22 protein-coding genes, 1 pseudogene and 1 riboswitch are annotated in these 22,808 nt (G+C 45.0%); of the genes and pseudogenes, 1 reads left to right on the top strand and 22 read right to left on the bottom strand.

The annotated features are described in order from the left end of the window. Positions 1–7: 7 nt before the first annotated feature. The 17 genes from MFMK1_RS16900 to MFMK1_RS16980 all read right to left on the bottom strand — a co-directional run bounded on the left by MFMK1_RS16900 (position 8) and on the right by MFMK1_RS16980 (position 19,987). Positions 8–1,189 carry a Ger(x)C family spore germination protein gene (locus tag MFMK1_RS16900; RefSeq protein ID WP_366922852.1) on the bottom strand — a complete coding sequence of 394 codons (1,182 nt, stop codon included), beginning with the start codon at positions 1,187–1,189 and terminating at the stop codon, positions 8–10. After that, a complete protein-coding gene (locus MFMK1_RS16905; protein ID WP_366922853.1) occupies positions 1,176–2,285 on the bottom strand; it encodes a GerAB/ArcD/ProY family transporter in 1,110 nt (369 codons plus the stop codon). Before MFMK1_RS16905 ends, MFMK1_RS16900 begins: the two co-directional genes overlap by 14 nt. Next, positions 2,278–3,885 carry a spore germination protein gene (locus tag MFMK1_RS16910; protein ID WP_428846313.1) on the bottom strand — a complete coding sequence of 536 codons (1,608 nt, stop codon included), beginning with the start codon at positions 3,883–3,885 and terminating at the stop codon, positions 2,278–2,280. Before MFMK1_RS16910 ends, MFMK1_RS16905 begins: the two co-directional genes overlap by 8 nt. Before the next feature lie 231 nt (positions 3,886–4,116). Continuing rightward, a complete protein-coding gene (purD, locus tag MFMK1_RS16915; RefSeq protein ID WP_366922855.1) occupies positions 4,117–5,388 on the bottom strand; it encodes a phosphoribosylamine--glycine ligase in 1,272 nt (423 codons plus the stop codon). 13 nt (positions 5,389–5,401) lie between these two features. Next, a complete protein-coding gene (gene purH / locus MFMK1_RS16920) occupies positions 5,402–6,931 on the bottom strand; it encodes a bifunctional phosphoribosylaminoimidazolecarboxamide formyltransferase/IMP cyclohydrolase (RefSeq protein ID WP_366922856.1) in 1,530 nt (509 codons plus the stop codon). Positions 6,932–6,945: 14 nt separating this feature from the next. Then, positions 6,946–7,551: a phosphoribosylglycinamide formyltransferase gene (gene purN / locus MFMK1_RS16925; RefSeq protein ID WP_366922857.1), complete on the bottom strand. Its 606-nt coding sequence runs from the start codon at positions 7,549–7,551 to the stop codon at positions 6,946–6,948. A gap of 26 nt (positions 7,552–7,577) precedes the next feature. Beyond that, positions 7,578–8,579, bottom strand: coding sequence for a phosphoribosylformylglycinamidine cyclo-ligase (gene purM / locus MFMK1_RS16930; protein ID WP_366922858.1), 1,002 nt, complete (start codon positions 8,577–8,579; stop codon positions 7,578–7,580). Further along, complete coding sequence (gene purF / locus MFMK1_RS16935) at positions 8,572–9,996, bottom strand: amidophosphoribosyltransferase (RefSeq protein ID WP_366922859.1); 1,425 nt, start codon at positions 9,994–9,996, stop codon at positions 8,572–8,574. Before purF ends, purM begins: the two co-directional genes overlap by 8 nt. Next, complete coding sequence (gene purL, locus MFMK1_RS16940) at positions 9,981–12,179, bottom strand: phosphoribosylformylglycinamidine synthase subunit PurL (RefSeq protein WP_366922860.1); 2,199 nt, start codon at positions 12,177–12,179, stop codon at positions 9,981–9,983. The genes purF and purL overlap by 16 nt, the downstream gene beginning before the upstream one ends. After that, entirely contained in the window at positions 12,172–12,879 is a 708-nt protein-coding gene (gene purQ / locus MFMK1_RS16945) for a phosphoribosylformylglycinamidine synthase subunit PurQ (RefSeq protein WP_366922861.1), read from the bottom strand. The genes purL and purQ overlap by 8 nt, the downstream gene beginning before the upstream one ends. Then, entirely contained in the window at positions 12,876–13,130 is a 255-nt protein-coding gene (purS, locus tag MFMK1_RS16950; RefSeq protein WP_366922862.1) for a phosphoribosylformylglycinamidine synthase subunit PurS, read from the bottom strand. Before purS ends, purQ begins: the two co-directional genes overlap by 4 nt. Beyond that, positions 13,130–13,843, bottom strand: coding sequence for a phosphoribosylaminoimidazolesuccinocarboxamide synthase (gene purC / locus MFMK1_RS16955; RefSeq protein WP_366922863.1), 714 nt, complete (start codon positions 13,841–13,843; stop codon positions 13,130–13,132). Before purC ends, purS begins: the two co-directional genes overlap by 1 nt. Before the next feature lie 65 nt (positions 13,844–13,908). Then, a complete protein-coding gene (purB, locus tag MFMK1_RS16960; protein WP_366922864.1) occupies positions 13,909–15,204 on the bottom strand; it encodes an adenylosuccinate lyase in 1,296 nt (431 codons plus the stop codon). 109 nt (positions 15,205–15,313) lie between these two features. After that, complete coding sequence (gene purE / locus MFMK1_RS16965; RefSeq protein WP_366924970.1) at positions 15,314–15,811, bottom strand: 5-(carboxyamino)imidazole ribonucleotide mutase; 498 nt, start codon at positions 15,809–15,811, stop codon at positions 15,314–15,316. A 68-nt stretch (positions 15,812–15,879) separates the two neighbouring features. Continuing rightward, positions 15,880–17,169 (bottom strand): NCS2 family permease, encoded by a 1,290-nt coding sequence (locus MFMK1_RS16970; RefSeq protein ID WP_366924971.1) that lies wholly within the window; start codon positions 17,167–17,169, stop codon positions 15,880–15,882. Between the two features lie 269 nt (positions 17,170–17,438). Continuing rightward, a riboswitch (purine riboswitch) is annotated at positions 17,439–17,541 on the bottom strand. A gap of 118 nt (positions 17,542–17,659) precedes the next feature. After that, entirely contained in the window at positions 17,660–18,871 is a 1,212-nt protein-coding gene (locus MFMK1_RS16975; RefSeq protein ID WP_366922865.1) for a transposase, read from the bottom strand. A 348-nt stretch (positions 18,872–19,219) separates the two neighbouring features. Beyond that, positions 19,220–19,987: a type II toxin-antitoxin system prevent-host-death family antitoxin gene (locus MFMK1_RS16980; protein ID WP_366922866.1), complete on the bottom strand. Its 768-nt coding sequence runs from the start codon at positions 19,985–19,987 to the stop codon at positions 19,220–19,222. Positions 19,988–20,123: 136 nt separating this feature from the next. Here MFMK1_RS16980 and MFMK1_RS16985 point away from each other — a divergent pair, with 136 nt between their 5' ends. Further along, complete coding sequence (locus MFMK1_RS16985) at positions 20,124–20,291, top strand: hypothetical protein (protein ID WP_366922867.1); 168 nt, start codon at positions 20,124–20,126, stop codon at positions 20,289–20,291. A gap of 132 nt (positions 20,292–20,423) precedes the next feature. Here the strand turns inward: MFMK1_RS16985 and MFMK1_RS16990 are convergent, their stop codons facing one another. The 5 genes and pseudogenes from MFMK1_RS16990 to MFMK1_RS17010 form a co-directional block, all read right to left on the bottom strand. Next, a complete protein-coding gene (locus MFMK1_RS16990; RefSeq protein ID WP_366922868.1) occupies positions 20,424–20,555 on the bottom strand; it encodes a hypothetical protein in 132 nt (43 codons plus the stop codon). A 51-nt stretch (positions 20,556–20,606) separates the two neighbouring features. Further along, entirely contained in the window at positions 20,607–21,644 is a 1,038-nt protein-coding gene (locus MFMK1_RS16995) for a virulence RhuM family protein (RefSeq protein ID WP_366922869.1), read from the bottom strand. Further along, positions 21,645–21,746, bottom strand: coding sequence for a helix-turn-helix domain-containing protein (locus MFMK1_RS17000; protein WP_366922870.1), 102 nt, complete (start codon positions 21,744–21,746; stop codon positions 21,645–21,647). It lies immediately after the preceding gene. Beyond that, positions 21,721–21,864, bottom strand: a pseudogene (locus tag MFMK1_RS17005) (DNA damage-inducible protein D); the annotation flags it as partial. The gene MFMK1_RS17000 and the pseudogene MFMK1_RS17005, both read right to left, overlap by 26 nt. Before the next feature lie 141 nt (positions 21,865–22,005). Beyond that, positions 22,006–22,359, bottom strand: a complete 354-nt coding sequence (locus MFMK1_RS17010) for a hypothetical protein (protein WP_366922871.1) — start codon at positions 22,357–22,359, stop codon at positions 22,006–22,008. Positions 22,360–22,808 lie beyond the last annotated feature (449 nt).

Here is a 22,808-nt window from a genome sequence, read left to right on the forward strand (position 1 = left end):
TCCCTCCCTAATGCTTCTTTAAACTGTTGGTAGTCAGACCCGTGCGCCGCAGATTAATTTCAGTGACTATTTTTAGCGGCACTTCAGGAAAAACTTGCGTACTCCATTTATCCTTCACATCATCCCAATAATCCGGCAGTTGATTCTTTACCACCATACCAAAGTTAAAGGGGTCCACTTGTAAATCTTTTGCTTCCTTCAAAGCCCGACGGGCACGCAGGGTAACTTTATCTGCCACCTGTTTTTCAACGTCTTTTATAAAATTTGAATTCGCTAATTGTGTGGGACAGTCTGCCTCTTCCAAATCCACATCGCCAATGAGTTTAACTTCAATTTGTAACCGCTCCTCCCCCACCAGCACTTTTACTTCCCGGCTGTTATCCCTCACTCTCATGGAAATAAAACTACCCGGATGCCCGGGACACTCAAAGGTTATCACGCCGCTGCTAACATCCTCACCCCGCAGCCACATCAAGCCCCGGGTTGCACTTTCCTCCATCCAGCCTACCAGCTTGCTTTGTTCATTGAACAGCGCCGCACCATTGAGACGCAGCTTTTTTTGCTTACCCTTTTGTGCCATCGGATCGGTAAAAGACTCGATTCTGGGCAGTACCACAGGTGTTACACCTTTAGCGGCCAGCATATCCAGAAAAGTAAACAACTTTACTTCCAGGGATATTCTATTGCGGTTCATCGCGGCTAGCTGCTCGCTAATTGTTTTTTCTAGCTCCGATTCTACACTGAGCAGGTCCTGGGCCCGGCCGCCGGTAACCATCACCCAGCTGGTTAACCGAGTTTGACGCTCCCGAGACAAAAAATCAAGCATAACTACACCGGATTTGGCCAGATCTTCACCGATAAGTATCAAGCGGTTGTGGGACCAAAAAATTCTCCGGGATAAGGTTTTGGTAATATTACGGGTTGCCTCGGAAATTGTCTTCCCTGTTGCTGTGACCAGAATGGTTGGATTTTCTTCACCACCGCCGCCACCGGATTGGCCGCCGGCCAAAGCCGACGGTTTTATAATCAATACGCTCAATTGAATATCGTTATTGGGCGTAGTATCCAATGCCGCAGCGGTAACTATAGCCAGTTCCTCAATTTCCTGACGTGACCAACAGCCGCCATTAAACAAGAGCGCTGCCGTCAGCAGTACCAGTATGCCGATTTTTAACTTACGCTTGAGCATTATCTCCCCTCACCTTCCGTCTCACTAATGCTATTAGCAGTACGATAACAGGAATACCCAATTCAAAAATACCAATGGAATATACCGGCCAGGTAGTACCGATAAAGGAAATAAACTCCATAAAGTTATTAAACAACCAAAAAGACAATGCTATCTGAACAAATCCATAAGGAATTATCAGCGGTTTATAGGACCTGAGTGCAAAAGTCTCTCCGGTTACCAACACCAGCATGTAAAACCAAATAGCAATCTTTAAAAATACTCCCGCCACCCAAATGGCCATCACCAGTGACTCCACCCGCTCAATAATATTGCCGATAGAGATAATGCGGGCAAGACTATAGGTGGGAAAAAGCAGGTGACGGGTATTTTGAAAACCAAATACCATGGTGGCGTTCATGGTAATCACAGCCAAAAAAAGCCCCACCACTATTACACCAGCCACCACCCACAGAATACTTCTCCGCTGTTGGTAAACATACGGAGTGATGAGGGCAACCAGCACAACCTCGCCCATCCAACTGGCGGGCACCATTGAGCCGGCTAATATCCCCTTCACATTTTGGTGGGCCACCGGCAGCAGCCTCATGGGCTCGGCATCGCGGAACACCAACACCACCACCACTAATGTGGCAGGCATGACTAGGGGAAAAATAAATTCCGCCATTCTTCCTATCGGTTCCAGACCCTGGTAGACTGCCCAGGCCGCCAAGATAACTACAGAAATGTTAAATACTGATAAAGGTGTCCGCGGCATCACCGCAGTGGTTAGAAATTCCCCGAATTCCCTGATAATGATGGAGTTGGCATGAAGAATAAACCAAATGTAGCCAATGCCTACCAATTTACCCAGCCATCGGCCCAAGGCAATTTCCCCGACGCCAACCAAGCTTTGTTGTGGAAAATATTTGTAATACATCCCAATTACTACCGCCATGGTTGTCCCCGCCGCCGTTGCCAATAATACGGCAATCCAACCGTCCTGCTTTGCCAATACCGTGGTCACGCCGGGAACGGATAAAATCGCAGTGGGGAGGATAATAAAAAGCACTATTAAGAACAACTGCCAATTACCAATCCGGCCCTTTTCAATCATCTGCCTGTTCCTCCTCATCCTTATTCTGGCTGGGTTCAGGCATCAGTCCTTCGGCCTGACGCTTCAAATCCCTGGCCTCAATGGATCGAGGGCGGTAGTCCATGGCCCACCAAGGCGCCCTAACCAGGACATCCCGCCATTCGCTGAATCTGAACGGTGCCACCGGTGCCAAATATGGAACCCCAAAAGAACGCAGACCGGTTAGGTGAATTAATATCGCCAGTAGTGCCACCATAATACCGTAAAATCCCAATGTACCGGCTAAAATAATAATGGGAAAACGCAGCATTCTCAAAGTGATTGCCATGTTAAACGCGGGCAGCGAAAATGAAGCTAAAGCAGTTACTGCTACCACTATCACCATCGCCGGTGAAACAATGCCGGCAGTTACCGCGGCATCACCAATAACCAGGGCGCCGACGATACTTACCGCTTGGCCCACTGCTCTAGGCAGTCGTACCCCGGCTTCCCGTAGCAGCTCAAAGGTCAGTTCCATTATCAACGCCTCCACCAAAGCCGGAAAGGGCACACCCTCCCGTTGACTGGCGATACTTATTAACAGCGGTGTGGGTATCATTTCCTGGTGAAATGTAGTGGACGCCACATAAACAGATGGCAGCAGCAGCGCAATATTCAGTGCCAAAAAGCGACCAATACGAAAAAAAGAAGAGAGAAAAAAGCGCTGATAATAATCTTCCGGTGATTGAATAAATTGAGAGAACACGGTGGGAACCATCAAGACAAAAGGAGTTCCATCTACCATGATGGCCACCCGCCCTTCCAACAAATTGGCAGCTACCACATCAGGGCGTTCCGTGTACTCCATCTGCGGGAAAGGAGACCACGGTTCATCTTCAATCAATTCTTCAATATAAGAACTTTCTAAAATACCGTCAATGTCAATCCGCTCCAGCCGCTGAAACACCTCATGGATTACCCCTTGATTGGCAAGACCGGAAATATAGCATACCGCTACATCAGTTTTGGTGAATTTCCCTTTAACCTTTACTTCAATCTTGAGGTCCGGACTTTTAATCTTGCGCCTTAGCATCGCCGTATTAAACCGTAATGTCTCAGTTAAACCCTCCCGCGGCCCCCGTACCACTGTTTCAGTAGTGGGTTCGGTTATGCCCCGGCTCTGCCAGCCGCGCACAGAAAGAGAGAGCCCTTCCGTATGCCCGTCCACCATAAAAATACATTCTCCCACTAGCACTTTGTCCACTGCCTCTTCGATTGTTTTTACCACAGATACCTCACCGATACTAATGACAGAGTCTTTCAGCAGTTGAAAGGCATTCTTTTTGGTCAATTCATCTGCCTTATCACCCATCATCAGCATTACCGAGCGCATAAGAAAATTATTGATTGTATCTTTATCAATTAGTCCATCGGTATAAACCAGCATCGCATCTAAGCCATCCTTACCGCCAACAGTGAACGGCCTGTTTACAATGTCACTGCATTTGCGAAAGATAGTCTCGAAATTTTGTTGATTTTTCTTAATGTCCTGCTCAAGAAAAAACTGCCCTAAATCCACGGCAATTTCCACCGGCTTGACAGCCTTTTCCTGGCGTTTTTCCTTCCACTGATTCATATCCATTGGTCTGATGAAACGACGCAAGCAGCACCACTCCATAATATTCCTTAAAGTCTAGCTTAGCTTTACCTGTAAACAACCAATATATACAAAGATTGGGGGCAGCATCTAAGCTGCCCCCAATTCGTTTTCAATTATTAATTTAACCAAGTGAAGCATGGGGACGGTTCGAGCGTCCCCGTAGCGAAGCGAAAGAATGAAGGGAAGACGATGGAACCGTCCCCGTGCTTCGCGCTAATCTCTCTTTTTTGCCAAGGCCTTTTGCCCAATATCCTTTCGATACTGCATTCCGGTAAAATCAATTTTTTCAACCGCTGCGTAAGCCGTTCGAATAGCTTCACCGATACTTTTCCCCAAAGCGGTGACACCTAACACCCTGCCCCCATTAGTGGTAATTTCCCCGCCATCAAACCGAGTACCGGCATGAAAAACTTCCGCTTCGGTAACTTGATCAATTCCCATGATTACCTCACCCTTTTCATAGTTTCCAGGATATCCGCCGGAAGCAATTACAATACAGACACTGGCATTATTCGACCAAACAATCTCCTGCTCATGGAGTCGCCTGTCAACCACCGCTTCCATAATTTCCACCAAATCGCTCTCCAATCTCATTAAAACCGGCTGGGTCTCGGGGTCGCCAAAACGGCAATTGAACTCCAACACTTTAGGACCGTCCCTTGTAATCATCATTCCTGCATAAATAACACCCTGATAAGCAATACCTGCATCGGCCAAACCATTTATTACTGCATCTAAAACCTGCTTCTCTACCTGTTCCTGCACCTTTGCGGTATACACCGGCGCCGGTGAATAGGCACCCATTCCACCGGTGTTAGGCCCCTGGTCATCGTCGAATATACGCTTGTGGTCCTGGGAAGATACCATGGGAACTACCGTCTTACCGTCAGTAAAAGCAAGAACACTTACTTCTTCTCCCTCAAGAAATTCTTCCACAATCAACTTATTCCCCGCTGTTCCAAATGCTTTTTCTGTCATAATTGTATCCACAGCAGCCAACGCCTCGGCCAAACTGATAGCAATAATAACGCCCTTGCCTGCGGCCAAGCCGTCAGCTTTAATGACGCAGGGCACGCCATGCTCTTGAATATAGTCTTTTGCCGCCTGCGCTTCTTCAAACTCAGCATACTTAGCTGTGGGCACTTGACATCTTACCATCACTTCCTTGGCAAAAGCCTTGCTTCCCTCTAACTGGGCGGCGGCTTTTCGCGGACCAAATATCCTTAAATCGTGGTTTTGAAAGACATCCACAATACCCTCCACCAGAGGTGCTTCCGGACCCACCACGGTCAAGTCAATCTTATGCTCATGGGCAAAGGTGAGCAGGCCAGTAATGTCCTCGGCCTTTATATCCAAGCATTCTGCGTACTGGGAAATTCCGGCATTCCCCGGTGCGCAGTAAATTTTATCTACCTTGGGACTTTGGGCAAGTTTCCAGACCAAGGCATGTTCTCTGCCGCCCCCGCCGATCACCAAAATCTTCATTACTGACTACCTCCTAGTGTTTGAAGTGCCGTGCGCCGGTAAATACCATGGCTATACCATGTTTATCCGCTTCCTCAATAGACTCTTCATCCCGCATTGAGCCACCGGGTTGGATAATGGCGGTAACACCGGCTTTGACAGCCATGGCTACAGTATCCTTAAACGGAAAAAATGCATCTGAAGCCAGCACTGCCCCCCGAGCCTTTTCTCCTGCCTGACGTAAAGCAATATTGGCCGCGCCTACCCTGTTCATCTGCCCGGCACCCACTCCCAAGGTAGTTTTATCCTTAGTCACCACTATGGCATTAGATTTAACATGCTTCACCACTTTCCAGGCAAACAAAAGCTCTGCTAATTCTTTATCAGTAGGCTTAACCTTAGTAACAACATTTAATTGCTGCGATTCTACCATCGCCAAATCAATATCCTGCACCAAAAAACCACCGTTAACCGTCTTCACCTGCTCACCGGCCGTCCGCGAACTTATTTCTCCTACGGCCAATACCCGCAGGTTTGGTTTTTCCGCTAAAATTTTCAATGCTTCATCACTATAAGCAGGCGCAATTACCGCTTCCAGAAAAGTCTCTACCATTGCCCGAGCGGTTTTTTCATCAACTTGCCGATTTAAGCCGACTATTCCCCCAAAAGCTGAGACAGGGTCTGCCTCATAAGCGCTTAAGTACGCATCAACCTGCTGTGCTGCTTGAGCAGTTCCGCAAGGATTGGTATGCTTAATCACCACCGCCGCTGTATCCTTAAATTCCCTGACCAATTCCAATGCCGCGTCTACATCAATAATATTGTTATACGAAAGTTCTTTCCCCTGGAGTTGACGGGCAGAAGCCACACAATCCCCGCCGGCTTCTTCCATGCGGTAAAAGGCTGCTTTTTGATGAGGGTTTTCCCCATAACGCAGCTGCTGCATCTTCTGTCCGGCAAGTACGTAATTAATGGGAAAGCCGCTGTTGTCCTCTTTGTTAGTTAGATAACCGCTGATAGTCTGATCATAATCTGCCGTATGAGCAAAAGCCTCCACAGCCAATTCCAGACGAAACTCCCTTTCCACGTTATCGGTCTCCAACTGCTGCAGCACTTCTTCATATCGGCCGGGATTTACCACTATTAGTACACTATCATAATTTTTTGCCGCCGCTCTAACCATGGTGGGGCCGCCGATATCTATGTTTTCGATGGCCTCTGCCAAAGTAACGTTAGGCTTCTTAATTGTCTCCTTAAAAGGATAAAGATTAACTGCCACCACATCAATGGGTACAATACCGTGTTCACCAAGCTGGGCCAAATGTTCGGGATTACGCTTAGCAAGAATTCCGCCGTGAACATAGGGATGCAGCGTCTTAACCCTGCCCTGTAGAATTTCCGGAAATCCGGTAATATCACTGACATTCGTTACCGGGATGCCTGCTTCACGCAGTACTTTTGCTGTCCCACCCGTGGACACCACCTCATAACCTAACGCCACCAAACCTTTGGCAAACTCCTTCACACCTGTCTTATCCGACACACTCACCAACGCTCGTTTCATCTGGTTCACCTTCCTTAACTTCTTTTTATCGTAACTTTTCGTCCGTCCGTCTCAATCAATCCTTTACCCAAAAGCGCTAACACCGCCGCGTAAAGCCTATGTTCTTCCTGCAATATTCTTGCACTGAGGGTCTCTGTCGTATCACCTTCAATTACCGGTACGCACTTTTGGGCAATTATCGGTCCGGTATCCATCCCTTCATCCACAAAGTGTACCGTACATCCTGACACCTTAGCCCCGTATTCCACTGCCTGTTTTTGGGCATCAAGACCGGGAAAAGCCGGCAGCAAAGAAGGGTGAATATTAATAATACGGTTAGGGAATTTGCTAATAAAGTCATTTCCCAGTAAACGCATAAAGCCGGCCAACACCACCAAATCAGCATTTAACCCGGTTATTAACTGCGCCAAAGCCCGGTCATACTCTGCCCTGGTTGTATAATTCTCAGCAGGAAGTATTCTGGTGGGAATGTTATTTTTCACCGCCCGTTCCAGCGCCTGGGCACTGCCTTTGTCACTAACCACTGCCCCTATCTCTACCTCCAGTGCGCCTTTTTTTACAGAATCTATTATGGCCTGCAGGTTAGAACCCCTTCCGGAAGCCAACACAACTATCCTCATAATACCCTCCATGTCTTTATCCGCATCTATTCTACCACAGTACCGATTTTGTAGGATTCTCCGCTTACAGCGTTCATCACCGCTTCCGCCTCTTTCGGCGAAACCACTAAAACAAAACCGATGCCCATGTTAAATGTCCTGTACATTTCCGTTTCAGCAACATTTCCCCGCTCCTGAATAAGTTTAAAAACAGGATGCACCGGCCAGCTGTTGTAGTTAAATTCAGCCTGAAGACCTATAGGCAGTGTACGTGGTACATTTTCCAGCAGGCCGCCGCCGGTAATATGGGCCATCCCTTTAATATCAAACTGCTCCAAAAGCGGCATCACCTGGGAAACATAAATGCGGGTAGGCTCAAGTAATTCATCGGCGAGAGTACGTCCCAAGCCTTCTTCGTTATCGGTCAATCTGCTTATATCGTCATCCAGCAGCACCTTACGAGCAAGGGAATAGCCATTACTGTGTAAGCCAGAACTGGGCAGTCCAATTAAAATGTCGCCCGCTTTAATTCTCTTACCATCCACTATCTGCTCCCGGTCCACCATCCCTACAGCGAAGCCGGCAATGTCATACTCTCCATCACCATAGAAACCGGGCATTTCTGCAGTTTCACCACCAATTAGAGCACATCCTGCCAGACGGCACCCTTCCGCTACACCGGTAACAATCTCGTTCACTTTATCTGGCAGCAGCTTGCCTACAGCCAAATAATCCAAAAAGAATAAAGGTTCAGCACCTTGCACCAAAATATCATTGACACACATGGCCACTGCATCTATGCCGATAGTATCATGTCTGTCTGCACCAAAGGCTACCCGTAATTTGGTACCCACACCGTCCGTACCGGAAACCAACACCGGTTGTTTGTACTTTTTCATGTTAGGAGCAAACAGTCCGCCAAAACCGCCCAAATCAGTAAGCACCTCGGGTCGCCAGGTCTTCTTTACCACACTTTTTATCAGCTCCACAGAACGGTTACCGGCGTCAATGTCCACTCCCGCATCTTTATAAGAAACACCTTTAGGCATAATTACCACCCGTTTCCATGACATACTTACTCATATGTTCAAAATCCGGTATTTCAATTGGATACTTGCCGCTAAAGCATGCATTGCAAAAGAATCCCGGCTCCTGCCCGGCTGACTTGAGCATTCCTTCCAGGCTGAGATAATGTAAGCTGTCGGCACCGATATGCTCTCTTATTTCATCTAAATCATATTGGGCAGCAATTAATTCTGCCCTGGCAGAGGTATCAATCCCATAGTAGCAGGGATGAAGAATGGGTGAGGAACTGACCAGCATGTGTACTTCTTTAACCCCTGCCTTGCGAAGCATTTGTACAATTTTTCTGCTGGTTGTACCACGCACGATGGAATCATCTACCATTATCACCCGTTTTCCCTCGAGGACACTTCTAACGGGATTTAATTTAAGGCGAACAGCCAGGTCCCGCATTTCCTGGGACGGCTGGATAAAGGTTCTGCCTACATAACGGTTCTTCATTAGTCCTTCTTCAAAAGGTATGCCGGATTCCTCTGCATAACCTACCGCTGCGGCCGTACCGGAATCCGGTACCGGAATGACAATGTCCGCATCAATTTTACATTCTTTGGCCAACTGACGACCAAATTGCCGCCGGGTCACTACCACATTTTGACCGTCAATATTGCTGTCCGGCCGTGCTAGATAAACAAACTCAAATATGCACAATGCCCGGCGGGCACCCCGTAAATTATTTATGGAATTAATGCCGTTTTTATCGATAATTACTATTTCGCCAGGCTCTACATCCCGCAAAAAATCAGCTCCGACAGTATCAAGAGCACATGTCTCCGATGCCAGTACATATCCCCCATCAACTTTACCAATGCATAAAGGTCGTACCCCATAAGGGTCTCTAACACCAATCAGCTTATCCTCTGTCATTACCAACAGGGAGTATGCTCCTTTAATATCAATCATGCATTTCATCAGTGCTTCTTCGATGGGGTTTTGCCCATAACGAGCTATCAAGTTTACAATTACTTCACTGTCGGTAGTAGACTGGAATACCGACCCGGTAGCCCCCAGGCTGTTTCGCAATTCATTGGCATTGGTCAAATTACCATTGTGGGCCAATGCTACCTTGCCGCGGCTGTACCGAAAGGAGAGCGGCTGAGCATTAATGAGCAGGCTGGAACCGGTAGTGGAATAGCGAACATGACCAATGGCAATATCGCCATGCAGTTTACTCAGACTATCCTCAGTAAAAACCTCTGTCACCAAGCCCATGTTTTTATGCAGCTGGATGTCGCTGCCATTGGTGGTGGCAATACCGGCACTTTCCTGACCCCGGTGCTGTAAGGCATACAAACCATAATAGGTCAGTTTGGCTACATCTTGGTGTGGGGCGAAAATGCCAAATACGCCGCATTCATCTTTAACCTTATCTAGTTCAGCATACATTCAATCGCCTCCCGCCAGGTATTAGCTGCCTTTTCCAAGGGCATAGCAATAACAGACTTTCCACTAATGGCAATACGCAGTTTATCTCCCCGCACCTGTCCTAATTTGTTGCAGGATACACCATGTTTTTCTGCCGAAGCCAGCAGTTGTTTTTCCTGTTCGGGAGAGACAGATATTATGATTCTCGACTGACTTTCGGAAAACAGTACCGCCCTGACTGGCATATCCGCCGCTGCTACATCGGCGTCAAGTCCTTTGCCTCCACTGATACAACTTTCGGCGAGAGTAACCGCAAGGCCACCTTCAGCACAGTCATGGGCCGAACGCACAATGCCTGCGTTAATGGCCTCTAGACAACATCTCTGAACCCGGCCCTCTAAATCCAGGTCCAACTCCGGAACCCGACCGGTATCCAGACTATGAATAATGGATAGGTATTGGGACCCGCCCAGTTCCGCCTTAGTCTCGCCTAATAAATATACCACATCACCATCGTCCTTAAATCCTATCGTACATCGTTTATCAATATCATCCAACAGCCCGACCATTCCCACTACCGGCGTGGGATAGACAGCCTGACCATTAGTCTCATTGTAAAAGCTGACGTTACCGCTCACTACCGGGGTAGATAAGGCCTCACAGGCCTTACCCATCCCATCTACCGCTTGTTTGAACTGCCAAAATATTTCCGGCTTTTCCGGGTTGCCGAAGTTCAAACAATCGGTAACAGCTAACGGTTTTGCACCGGTACATACCAGGTTTCTTGCCGCTTCTGCTACCGCAATTGCGCCACCGGCAAATGGATCTAAATAGCAGTAAAGTGAATTACAATCAGTGGTCACTGCCACACCTTTACTCGTTCCCTTAATACGCAGCACCGCGGCGTCCGATCCCGGCCCCACCACCGTATTAGTACGCACCATATAATCATATTGACGAAATACCCATTCTTTGCTGGCTATGGTAGGACTACCCAGCAGCCTCAAAAGTACTTGGTTGTAATCTGCCGCTTCCGGCAGGCTTTCTACAGCAAACTGTTTTACACGACTCAGGTATTCCGGTTCCTTGCTTTCCGGTTGATAAACGGGACATGCTTCAGTCAACGCCGCGGCAGGAACTACCGCAACCGTTTCTTCACCATCCATTACCGTTAAATTTCCATCGTCCGTAACCTGTCCGATTATGGCTGCTTCCAAGCCCCATTTGGCGAAAATTTCTTCAACCACCTTTTCCTTACCTTTTTGGGGGATAACCAACATTCGCTCCTGGGATTCTGAAAGCAATACCTCGTAGGGCTGCATTCCTTCCTCGCGGCGGGGAACCTTAGCCACATCAAAAACCATACCGCTGCCTCCGCGGGTGGCCATCTCACAGGAAGAACTAGTGAGGCCGGCTGCCCCCATATCCTGCATACCGACCACGGCGCCGGACTTTATTAACTCCAAGCAGGCCTCCAACAACAGTTTTTCCATAAATGGGTCACCAACCTGAACGGAAGGTCGTTTATCTTCAGATTTATCACCCAATTCCTCCGAGGCAAAAGTCGCGCCGTGAATTCCATCCCTGCCGGTTCGAGTACCTACAGCCATCACCGGGTTACCAACTCCCGAGGCCGTCCCCAGCTTGATATCCTTGTGTTCTAATACACCTACGCACATAGCATTGACTAAGGGATTGCCTCCATAAGATTCATTAAAATATACTTCACCGCCAACAGTAGGAATGCCGATACAATTGCCATACCAGGCGATACCGGAAACCACGCCGCCAAACAAGTATTTCACCCGATCATTTTCTAAAGATCCGAAGCGCAGAGAATTCAATAAAGCAATGGGGCGTGCGCCCATGGTGAAAATATCCCTAATAATACCACCAACACCGGTAGCGGCACCCTGAAAAGGTTCGATGGCCGACGGGTGATTATGGCTTTCAATTTTAAACGCAATCCCCAGGCCGTCCCCAATATCCACAATACCGGCATTCTCTCCCGGTCCCTGCAGTACCTGAGGCCCTTCCGTAGGGAAGTTCTTCAATACTGGGCGGGAGTTCTTATAGCTGCAGTGCTCAGACCACATTACTGAAAACATCGATAACTCTGTATAATTTGGTTCCCGACCCAAGATGTTTACTATGGTATCGTATTCTGTGTCTGTTAGACCCAAATCCTGCCAAATTTTAGCCACGCCTTGCTCCCCCCTCAAACCAGTTCAAAATAGAATCAAATATCATCTTTCCATCCTCACCGCCCAAAAGTGCTTCCGCACAGCGTTCCGGGTGCGGCATCATACCTAAAATATTACCTGCCTTATTGACAATACCGGCGATATTAGCCGTGGAACCATTGGGGTTTACATCAGGGATAACCTCTCCGGCGGCAGTAGCATATTGAAATACTATCTGGTCGTTGGCCTTAAGCTCTGCCAGGGTATCCGCATCAGCGAAATAATTCCCTTCTCCATGGGCAATAGGAATGCTAACCACCTGACCAGCAGACATCTGATTGGTATAGGGAGTGTCTGCGTTATTAACTCGAAGAAAAGCATCCTCACAGCGAAATTGCAAACAGTCGTTCACTTTCATTGCGCCGGGAAGCAGGCCTGCCTCCAATAGTATCTGAAAACCATTACAGATGCCTAATACCAATCCCCCCTGCAGGGCAAAGTCTTCTACTGCTTTCATTATCGGTGAAAAACGAGCAATTGAGCCGGTACGAAGATAATCTCCGAAAGAAAAACCGCCGGGAAGGACCAAGCAGTCATACCCGGATAAGTCCTGGGTACCATGCCAAATATAATCTACCGGCTGCTCTATCACATGTTCTATCGCATGCTTTACATCGGTATCACAGTTAGAACCGGGAAATACTACTACACCAAATTTCATGATTTTGCCTCCGCCAAATCGAAAGTAAACTCCTCAATTACCGGATTGGCCAAAAGTCTTTGACACATCTCTTTAACTTGCTGCTCTGCGCTTTCCCGGTTATCCGCTGCCACAGTCAGTTCCATATATTTACCGATGCGTACATCGGTAACATTGGTATATTCCATCGCATGTAGTGATTTCTCCACTGTATTACCCTGAGGGTCCAAAACACCCTTTTTCAAAGTAACTCTTATCCTAGCTCGATACATTAATTTCCCTCCCCCTTTAAACGACGGTAAATTTCCTGGTATGCATCTTCTACACCGCCCATATCCCTGCGAAAGCGGTCTTTGTCCAGCTTCTCTTTAGTTTCTGCGTCCCAAAAGCGACAGGTATCCGGGGAAATCTCATCGCCCAAAATCACCTTGCCCTTATGCAGCCCAAACTCCAGTTTAAAGTCTACCAGTAAAATGCCCAATTCCTTAAAGCGCTTAGTTAGCAGTTGGTTAATCTCCCATGCTTGCTTTTTAATTCCCTGCATCTGCTCAGCAGTTGCCAAGTCTAAAGCAGCAATATGGTAATCATTGATCATGGGGTCATCCAATTCGTCTGATTTATAGCAGAATTCCAGCACCGGACGTGATAATTCAGTCCCTTCTTCCAATCCAAGCCGCTTAGCCAGACTGCCGGCAGCTATGTTGCGCGCGATCACTTCCACCGGAATAATTTTTAAGGCTTTTACCAACATCTCCCGGTCACTGAGCAGCTTGACAAAATGATTTTCAATGCCCCTTTCTTCCAGCCATTGAAATAATATTGCGGAAATCTGGTTGTTGTAGTAACCTTTGTCCTGAATGGTGCCTTTCTTTTTGCCGTTAAACGCCGTAGCATCATCCTTAAACTCAGTCCAATAAAGATCTGGTTCGCCCGTTGCATAAACCTTTTTGGCTTTGCCTTCGTAAAGAAGTTTACCTTTTTCCACTGATAATCTCTCCTTTTTTCGCTAAGATAAAGTCCGCCTTGGGGTGTCACTTTAGCCGGGATACCTTATTCAATCCCTGCCCGTTTTAAGATATAATCTATATTTTTCAAATGGTAATCGTAATCAAATAAATCCTTTATTTCCTGCGGGGAAAGGTAAGTGCAAATTTCTTCATCAGCCATTAGCAAATCAATAAATTTAACTTTTTCCTGCCATGCCTGCATAGCATTTCGCTGCACCCATTGATAGGCTGTTTCTCGAAGTACCCCTTTATCAACTAGAGCGAGCATTACCCGCTGGGAAAAAACTAAGCCTAGAGTCTTCTCCACATTTGCTTTCATGTTATCTTCGTAAACTACTAAATTCTGCATCACATCAATGAATTTGTGAAGCATATAATAAAGCGCAATGGTGCTGTCAGGAATTATTACCCTCTCCACGGAAGAATGGGTAATATCCCGCTCATGCCATAACGCTACATTTTCTAACCCTGCCAATGCATTACCCCTAAGCACGCGGGCCAAACCAGCCACCCTTTCAGCAGTGATGGGGTTTTTCTTATGAGGCATTGCCGAGGAACCTTTTTGCCCCTTGGCAAACCGTTCCTCTACCTCCAGAATATCGGTGCGTTGTAGGTTTCTAATTTCGGTGGCAAACTTATCCAGTGAACTTGCTACCACTGCTAGAGTGGTAAGATAGTGTGCATGTCTGTCCCGTTGAATAATCTGGGTGGAAACGAGGGCGGGCTTAAGCGCCAGCTTCTTACAGACATATTCTTCTACCTGTGGGTCCACATTAGCAAAAGTTCCTACCGCCCCGGAAATTTGCCCGACGCTGATCGTGTCAATTGCATCCTTTAACCGTTCAATATTCCGCTCGGTCTCCACCACCCACAAGGCCATTTTCAGGCCGAAAGTCACCGGTTCCGCATGAATGCCATGGCTTCTGCCAATCATCAATGTATTTTTATACTTCTTAGCCAAATCCACTAACACTGCTTTCAATTCTATCAATTTATCAAGGATCTTAGTCCCTGCTTCTTTCATCATTATGGCTAACGCCGTATCTAAAATGTCTGAGGAAGTCATACCCATATGAATATATTTGGAAGCATCCCCCACCTTTTCTGCCACAGCGGTAAGAAATGCCAGTACATCGTGTCGAGTAACCTCTTCAATCTCGTTGATTCTGTCAATCTCAAAATCCGCCTTCTCCTGAATTTCCTTTAGTGCATCAGTTGGAATTTTACCCAATTCGGCCCATGCCTCACAGGCATAAACTTCAATCAGCAGCCATTTACGAAATTTATTCTCTTCAGACCAAATTTCTTTCATTTCCGGCAGCGTATACCGTTCAATCATACCAATCACCTCTAGATAGTTTTATTGTTATAATTGCCAGTCAGCAAAAAATCCCCAGGCAAGGAGAAATCTCAATTATCTTCACCTAGTACCTGGGAATTTTCACCGACTACTTGTTCATCTGCTCAAGGTAAGCTGTCACACCCAATTCTTGTAGTTTTTTATCTTTTTCTGCAACAGCCCCCGCCAGTTCCTGCTTAAAGCTGCGAACTTTTTCCCGAACCGCCGGATCCTTTACTCCTATGATTTGGGCTGCCAAAATTCCGGCATTCTTTGCGCCATTAATAGCCACGGTGGCGACAGGAATTCCTCGGGGCATCTGTACAATCGAATAAAGAGAATCCACGCCCCCTAAGGTTGAGGTTTTGATGGGAACACCAATTACCGGCAAACAAGTCAGGGCAGCAATTACTCCGGGCAAGTGGGCAGCTCCGCCGGCTGCAGCAATAATTACCTCGATGCGTCTTTCCTCGGCGCTCTGCGCATATTGAGCAGTTTTCTCCGGTACCCGATGGGCTGAAGATATTACTATCTCATACTCCACACCCAGCTGTTCCAATACCTCAGTCGTATCCCTCATCACCGGCAAATCTGAATCGCTTCCCATTACAATTCCTACTTTTGGTTGTGTCAACAGCTAAACCTCCTAAGCAACTGGTATATTTATGCTGCGCCTTAAACGATAAAAAACCTCAGAACAAAGATACCAGTGAGAATCCACATTGTCAGACTGACGTCTTTTATTCTGCCAGTCAAGGCGTGCAAGAAAGTATAAGCCAATACTCCGGCTACAATACCTTCGGCAATACTAAAAGAAAATGGCATTATAACGATGGTAAGGAATGCAGGAATTGCTTCTAGCATATCACTAAAATTAATTTTCATTACCGATTCCATCATAAAAATGCCAACGATGATCAGAATCGGCGCGGTAGCTGCACCGGGAATAATAGCCACCAACGGAGAGAAAAAGATGGACAAAAAGAAAAGAATGGCTGTGGTTAAGGATGTCAGGCCTGTCCGCCCGCCTTCGGCAACACCGGAAGCACTCTCAACATAAGTGGTTACGGTACTGGTCCCCATAACAGAACCAAAGATGGTACCAACTGAATCGGCAAGCAGTGCCTTATTGGCTCTTGGCAGGTGCCCTTTTTCATCTAACATATCCGCCTTACTGGCCACGCCAACCAAAGTGCCAATGGTATCAAATAAATCAACAAAAGCAAAGGTAAAGATTACTGTCAGCCAGCCGACACTGGCTAGTTCATTGAAGTTCATCTTGAAGAAAATCTCACCAATGCTCGGGGGCATACTTACTATTTGGAAATTGCTAATGTTGGTAACTCCCATAGGGATACCAATGATGGTGGTAAGTAATATTCCATAAAGCAAAGCGCCTTTAGTTCTCCGGACTACTAAGAAACCAGTAACTAACAATCCGATAATTGATAGCAAGACACTTTGTGGGGTAATGAAATTTGCCTTAAAGTATTCAGCATAGTTAGGATCTTGGAATAAATGCGGATTAACAATCTTTAAGAAAGTGGCTGGGTCGCTGACAATAATACCTGCATTTTTAAAGCCGATGAAAGCAATAAAAAGACCAATACCAGCACCAACAGCCAGCTTCAGTGACATAGGAATTGCGTTTACAATGGCCTCGCGAGCCTTGGTTAGTGTTAACAGCAGAAAGAGAACACCGGAAACAAACACGGCAGCCAGAGCAGCCTGCCAAGAAAGTCCCATTCCAAGAACAACTGTATAGGTAAAGAATGCATTTAAACCCATACCAGGAGCCAAAGCAAACGGGTAGTTAGCAAGAACAGACATCAGTAGGGTAGCAAAAGCTGCAGATAATGCTGTCGCCACCATCACAGCACCAAAAGGCATGCCGGTCGCACTTAAAATAGAAGGATTGACAAAAATAATGTATGCCATGGTCATAAACGTGGTAACGCCGGCCATAACTTCAGTGCGAACATTAGTATTATGTTCTTTTAATTTAAAAAAGCTTTCTAACACACTCGTTCACTCCCCTTTGAAATAGTTTGTCCCGTAAAATCATGCCTATCCACCGTTTCGGAACGCTTTCACCTCCTGTTAAACTAAATAAGCCCAAACGGGTAGATAACTGCGTAGCAGAAACCTACCCGTCTGGGCTTTTATCCCTCCGGTGTAGCGCTTGATAGGCACCTGCACCACTTGATCCAGCCATGCCCATGAGCATGCGGAACTCTAGGTGCACTTTCCACTGTAGCCAGGGTAATTTACGGTTACCCGGTAGAGACTTGCGAGCCATATTCTCACAATTATACAGCTGAGGAAATTGCATAATTAACTTTTTGCAACTTCTCAAAAATAGTTCAAAAAATGCAATAAATACTAAACCCACTTTTAATCTGTGGATAACTAAAATATTTTCTTTTTTAAAGTACTGAATTATCCACAGGTAGTGCTAAGCAACTTTTAGTTTGCTTTGGCCTGAGTTTGCTGCTATTGTCCCAGCAACTAAAGCAATTGAGTTTAAGAGGCAGTGGGTTAGAGCTTTTTTAATCCCTTTAGCCCTGATATTTCCTAGATTGAGATATTCTTTAAGTCTACTGTTACATCGTTCAACTGCTGTTCTTTGATTGTAGATGCTTTGCCATTTTTCTGTACCTCTGAACGGATAGCTATAAAACCTGGGTTCCTTTTTATAGTTGACCTTTCTAACATAACCGTAGTTAGAGTTGGAACACCAGTTAGATCCGTGGACACAATCGACTTTCCCGCATACATGAGGACATCTTAGTTTGATATAGTCACCATCTGTACCCCAGTAAACCATCTTATAGCCTGCGGAACAAATGGGTTGCAAATCATTATCTAACCCTTCGGGGGCGCTTTTGCTTCCTCGTGGATTATAAGCTATAACTGGTTTAGCCTGATAGTCATTTACTATAGCATCATAGATGTAATTAAAGTCATATCCAGAGTCCATGGCATAGTATCGGGGTTTAAAGAGGTCTCCAAAACTCTCAAATAATTTTTCAATCAGCGGCAAGGCAACAGTTCCGTCATATACGTTTGCCGGAGTAACGGATATTTCTAGTGGCAGCTCACTTTTGGTATCACTCAGGATATGAAGTTTCCAGCCAAACCATTTTACTTGATTGCCGTTTGTATCTCGCTTGGCGCCCCAGTTAGGCGTTAAACCGTTATCCGTAAGTTTACTATGAGGTTTAGGGCTCTCAAAAGCATCCATTTTGGTTGAATCAATGGCTACAGTTTCACCGTCGATAATATTCAGTTCCTTTGCGCGGATAACTAATTTATGAAATAGCTTTTGCAGATCCTCACTTTCTGAAATCTTAGTTAGAAACCGGCTGAATGTGGCCTCTGAAGGTACCTGGCCACATACTTCAAAACAGCAGCAGTAACGAAAAACAGGGTCTTGCTTTAACCTTTGCACTAAAGCTTTAACAGTTCTTATTTGCTCTAGCTGCGCAGCAATTAAAGCATATAGCATTGGTGTTGGGTCATAGCCTTTGGGACCAAACCTACTTCTCTTAAAGGCTATTTCAAAATCACTTAGGTCAATTTGTGACAAAACCAATTCCAACTTTGTTTGGGGCTGAAGATTTAAAATTTCTTCAAAGGATAATAAGCATTCTTGGCGAATATACATTAGTGATTTCACCTACCTTGTGGATAATTTTGGTTTGGTCACTAAAGATATTCAACAAGGATGGGGTGAAATCTTTTTTATTGCACGAATTTTTACTGATATACCAATGGTTTAGAGTTATGAAATTTACTCAGCTATAAAACTTTGTTTTTACAAGCACAATAATAGCAAATGTCGCAAAAAATGTCAATAGATTGCCGAACAATTTGCCTGAGGATTCTAATAATATTCGTTGTTCACCCACATTTCACCTTAAAAGCTAGGTGTCTCAGTCCTTTTTTGGCTAAAACTCTGGCTCCCGCACTTTTTCCCGGCAAATGCAGGCACACCAAGACTCTATCCTTTCACTTATATCAATTCATTAAACAAATCATCAACATCTGCTGATAAGCCGCTAAATACAATTGATTGGGCAATATATCCCTTTTCATAAACCTTATACCTATCAATTTCATATTTATCAAAACTATACACCATAATATTTTCTTGTTTTTGATCAATGAGCCAGTATTCCTTTACTCCTGATAACATGAAAGTATTTAACTTGTCTATCATATCTTTATTTCTAGTGCTGTCAGATAGAATTTCAATAACTAAAGTTGGAGTACCCATATACCGTCCTTTTTCCGTAACATTACCTTCTAAATCACAGGCTACTGATACATCTGGCTGCATGACATCAGGTTCTTTAAAATCCTTCTTATTAAAATGGACATCAAAAGGGGCTAAAAATACCCTGCATTTCTTGTCCTTGAAATATTCGCTGAATATCAAGTGCAGCCTTCCAAGTATCTCCTGATGCCCAATGTTTGGAGATCCTAATAAGTAGATTTCACCATTGATAAATTCCATTCTCGGAGTGCTTTTTTCAGAAATCTCCATAAACTCTTCATAAGAAACCTTTTTCCCACCATATTGATAGTCCAACGCCTTTTCTCTCACTGTAAAATATTGTTCGATATCAGTTACATAAGGAGTTAACCTGGCAATTTTACTACCATTTTTCGTGACAACCACATCGTTTTGCTGTTCAACGTAATCCAAATATTTTCCTAAATTCTGTTTAAGTTCAGTTGCAGTTATTACAACCCCTTCTTTATAATTGACCGATTTCATACAAGCACCTCCAGTAAAATCATACCATTACAGACGATTCAATACAACTTCTTTGTACCATATTTACAAATTATTAGTACTATTTCATTATAGTTATCGTACAATGCAGACTGAGGCAGCAGACAGAGGGATTCTGATGCCATTATTAAATGAGTATAGAAGGTGCATATGGTGGCGGCTGCCGGAAAATGAATTTGAACGGCAATGTGGAGAAAGTAACAAGAATGCGATGAAGGAAATTGTTAATTCGGGAAAGGCAAGTGGTATCATTGCATATATTGGTGACGAGCCGGTTGGATTGTAGTAAGTTGGCAAACAAAAAATGGCGGTTAAGACTTCACCAAAAACAGGCGAAAATCAAAACCACCACTTTTAATAATTCAGAACCCTAAACCTCAAGTAAAAATCATCCCACCCTTTATCAGAGAAGGTAAGATTACTCATTTGCCATTTCCTCTAATTCTTCCATAGTTTTCACAACAACTTTACCCTGATTTATTTGCTCCATGCTTCTATCAATCATATCTAGATATTCCGAATTACGGGCAGCTCTCATTATATCATTCAAATTTTTCAAAAACAGCAAAGTTGTCTATTGTCCTAATTTTCTTTATCATCTTTATTTCGACCTCTCTTCCAACTCCATAAACCTGTCAAAATCACTCTCAAACAACCTGTCCTGCATAATGCGGTACTTTTCAAACTCAGTTTCAGCGTGAAGCTTCGCCTGCTCATGAGATATTTTTCCAGCGCCTATCAAAATTTCGTTACCATTGAACTCCAAAAAGCCGTCAAGCCTTTTTGCCCAGTCCTCCATAGACATGGGTATCTTGCGCTCAGCTTGCAACTCCGCATAGTCCAGATATATGGATACAATACGTTCAAGATAGTCCATCTCTTTTTCGTTCAGATAATTCTTTGCAACAGAAACATCAGCTTTGATGATTTTTCCGTGAGGCGCGGCCTCCCATGTGGTCAGTCCCATACGCTCTTTTTCTGCGTTGGCCCGCCCAACAATCAACTCGGCTGCCGTATGTCTGTGAACCGCCCAGTGCATTTTATTTTGAACCAACTTAAAGAACTCACGCGTAGTTTTGGCATCCTTGTCGTAGTCAAAAGCGTTGGCATAAATGTCGGTCACTTTCTGATAAAATTTGCGCTCCGACAAACGAATTTCCCGAATATATTGCACTTGGCGGTCAAAATATTCATCTGTGAACATATGGCCTTTTTTCAGCCGGTCAACGTCCATTGTCCACCCTTGTATAGTGTAATCCTTAACGATTTGACTTGCCCATTTCCGAAAACGGACTGCGCGCTCATTATTAACCTTGAACCCTACGGCAATGATCATTTGAAGATTATAATGGTTGGTATTATAGGTCTTTCCGTCAGACGCAGTTATCCGGAATTTCCGGATAACTGTTTCCTCGTCCAATTCTTTGTCCGAAAAGACCTTCATTATATGTTCATTGATGGTGCGAACATTAACATCATACAACCCCGCCATTAATTTTTGCGTTAACCAAATATTCTCATCCTCATAGCGGATTTCAACACCACCCTCGCCGCTTGCGGCAACGAAGGTTAAATACTCGGCGGCACTGCTACGAATGGTTATTTCATTTTTCTTTTTTCCATCCTTCTTGCTTGCCATTTAGGATTCCTCCCGTTCGTCGAGTTTAATTTCCATAATATCGGAAACATCGCATTTTAACGTTTTGCAGATTTTAATCAGGATCGGTAAGTACTCCGGCATTATGCGCTGCTTCAGCAAGAAGCTGATTCCACTGTTTGACGTTTCCACGAACAACTAATCGTTTATTATTTTCATCAAGCTGATTAAAGGCATCTTGAACTTCCTGGCGACGTGTCCCTTCGTGAAAATTATCTTGATTTCGTTATATCATACCGCATGTGTTGTTTTCCCTTTTATCATAGGCATTATCTATATATTTCCTTAACAATTTCCTAGGAAAATTGTGGTATTTATTTACTCAGGCACTGTCATGTTCATGCTATAACGAAGCTTTCATATCATCTACATCGATATAGTCGGCAATGTACTCCTTACGTAGAATTTCCGGAGGGGTATATTCATTAAATTTACCCTGCATAAGAGGCCTTCGTGAAATGCCTTTTATTGGTTCAACATAAATGTTTTGCCTATCATTATCTACTTCAACGACCTGCCATGTTAGACCTGCCAGAGCGAAGCGAAAACCGACGGGGAAAGCAGCGCTAACTGATCCGATTTCCTGTGATTTATATCTTACAGAATACTCAATGGAAGATGCAAACACGGCATAGAAATCAAAGTGATTTGTAAGTTTTTCGCCCTCCAGCCCGATCAATATATCGCCGTTCTCCATTCGCTCCAATTGATGCTTTTCGAGCATATAGCGCAGGTTATATCTCAATTACCATAAGATAGCTTAAGCAATGGATAAGTAGAATTCCGCCTAAAAGTATACCTTATACTATCCGTACTAAACATATAGTCACGATAGATCCCATCTTCCCATTCAGAATTTTGTTGAGTTACAACAGTACTTCCGCTACTATTTTGAAGCTCGACCTTGATTAGTTTAGCCTTTCCATTGCCTACTTCTGGAGGCCAAATAACCCACTTATCATCTCGATAAATAAAGAAATCTTGTTTTTCAACTGCCTGAAATGAAGAACCAAATGGGTCGGTGCCTTCCCATTCATCTCCATAATAAGAAAGGGTAAAATACTGCCTTTTACTTCCATAATCAGGAGACCAAGGATCATAATAAAAAGTTTGTCCAGCTGAGACAGTAGTTAGTGCGAGTGCTAC

Origin of the sequence: Metallumcola ferriviriculae (assembly GCF_035573695.1) — a bacterium.
Taxonomy (GTDB): domain Bacteria; phylum Bacillota; class JADQBR01; order JADQBR01; family JADQBR01; genus Metallumcola; species Metallumcola ferriviriculae.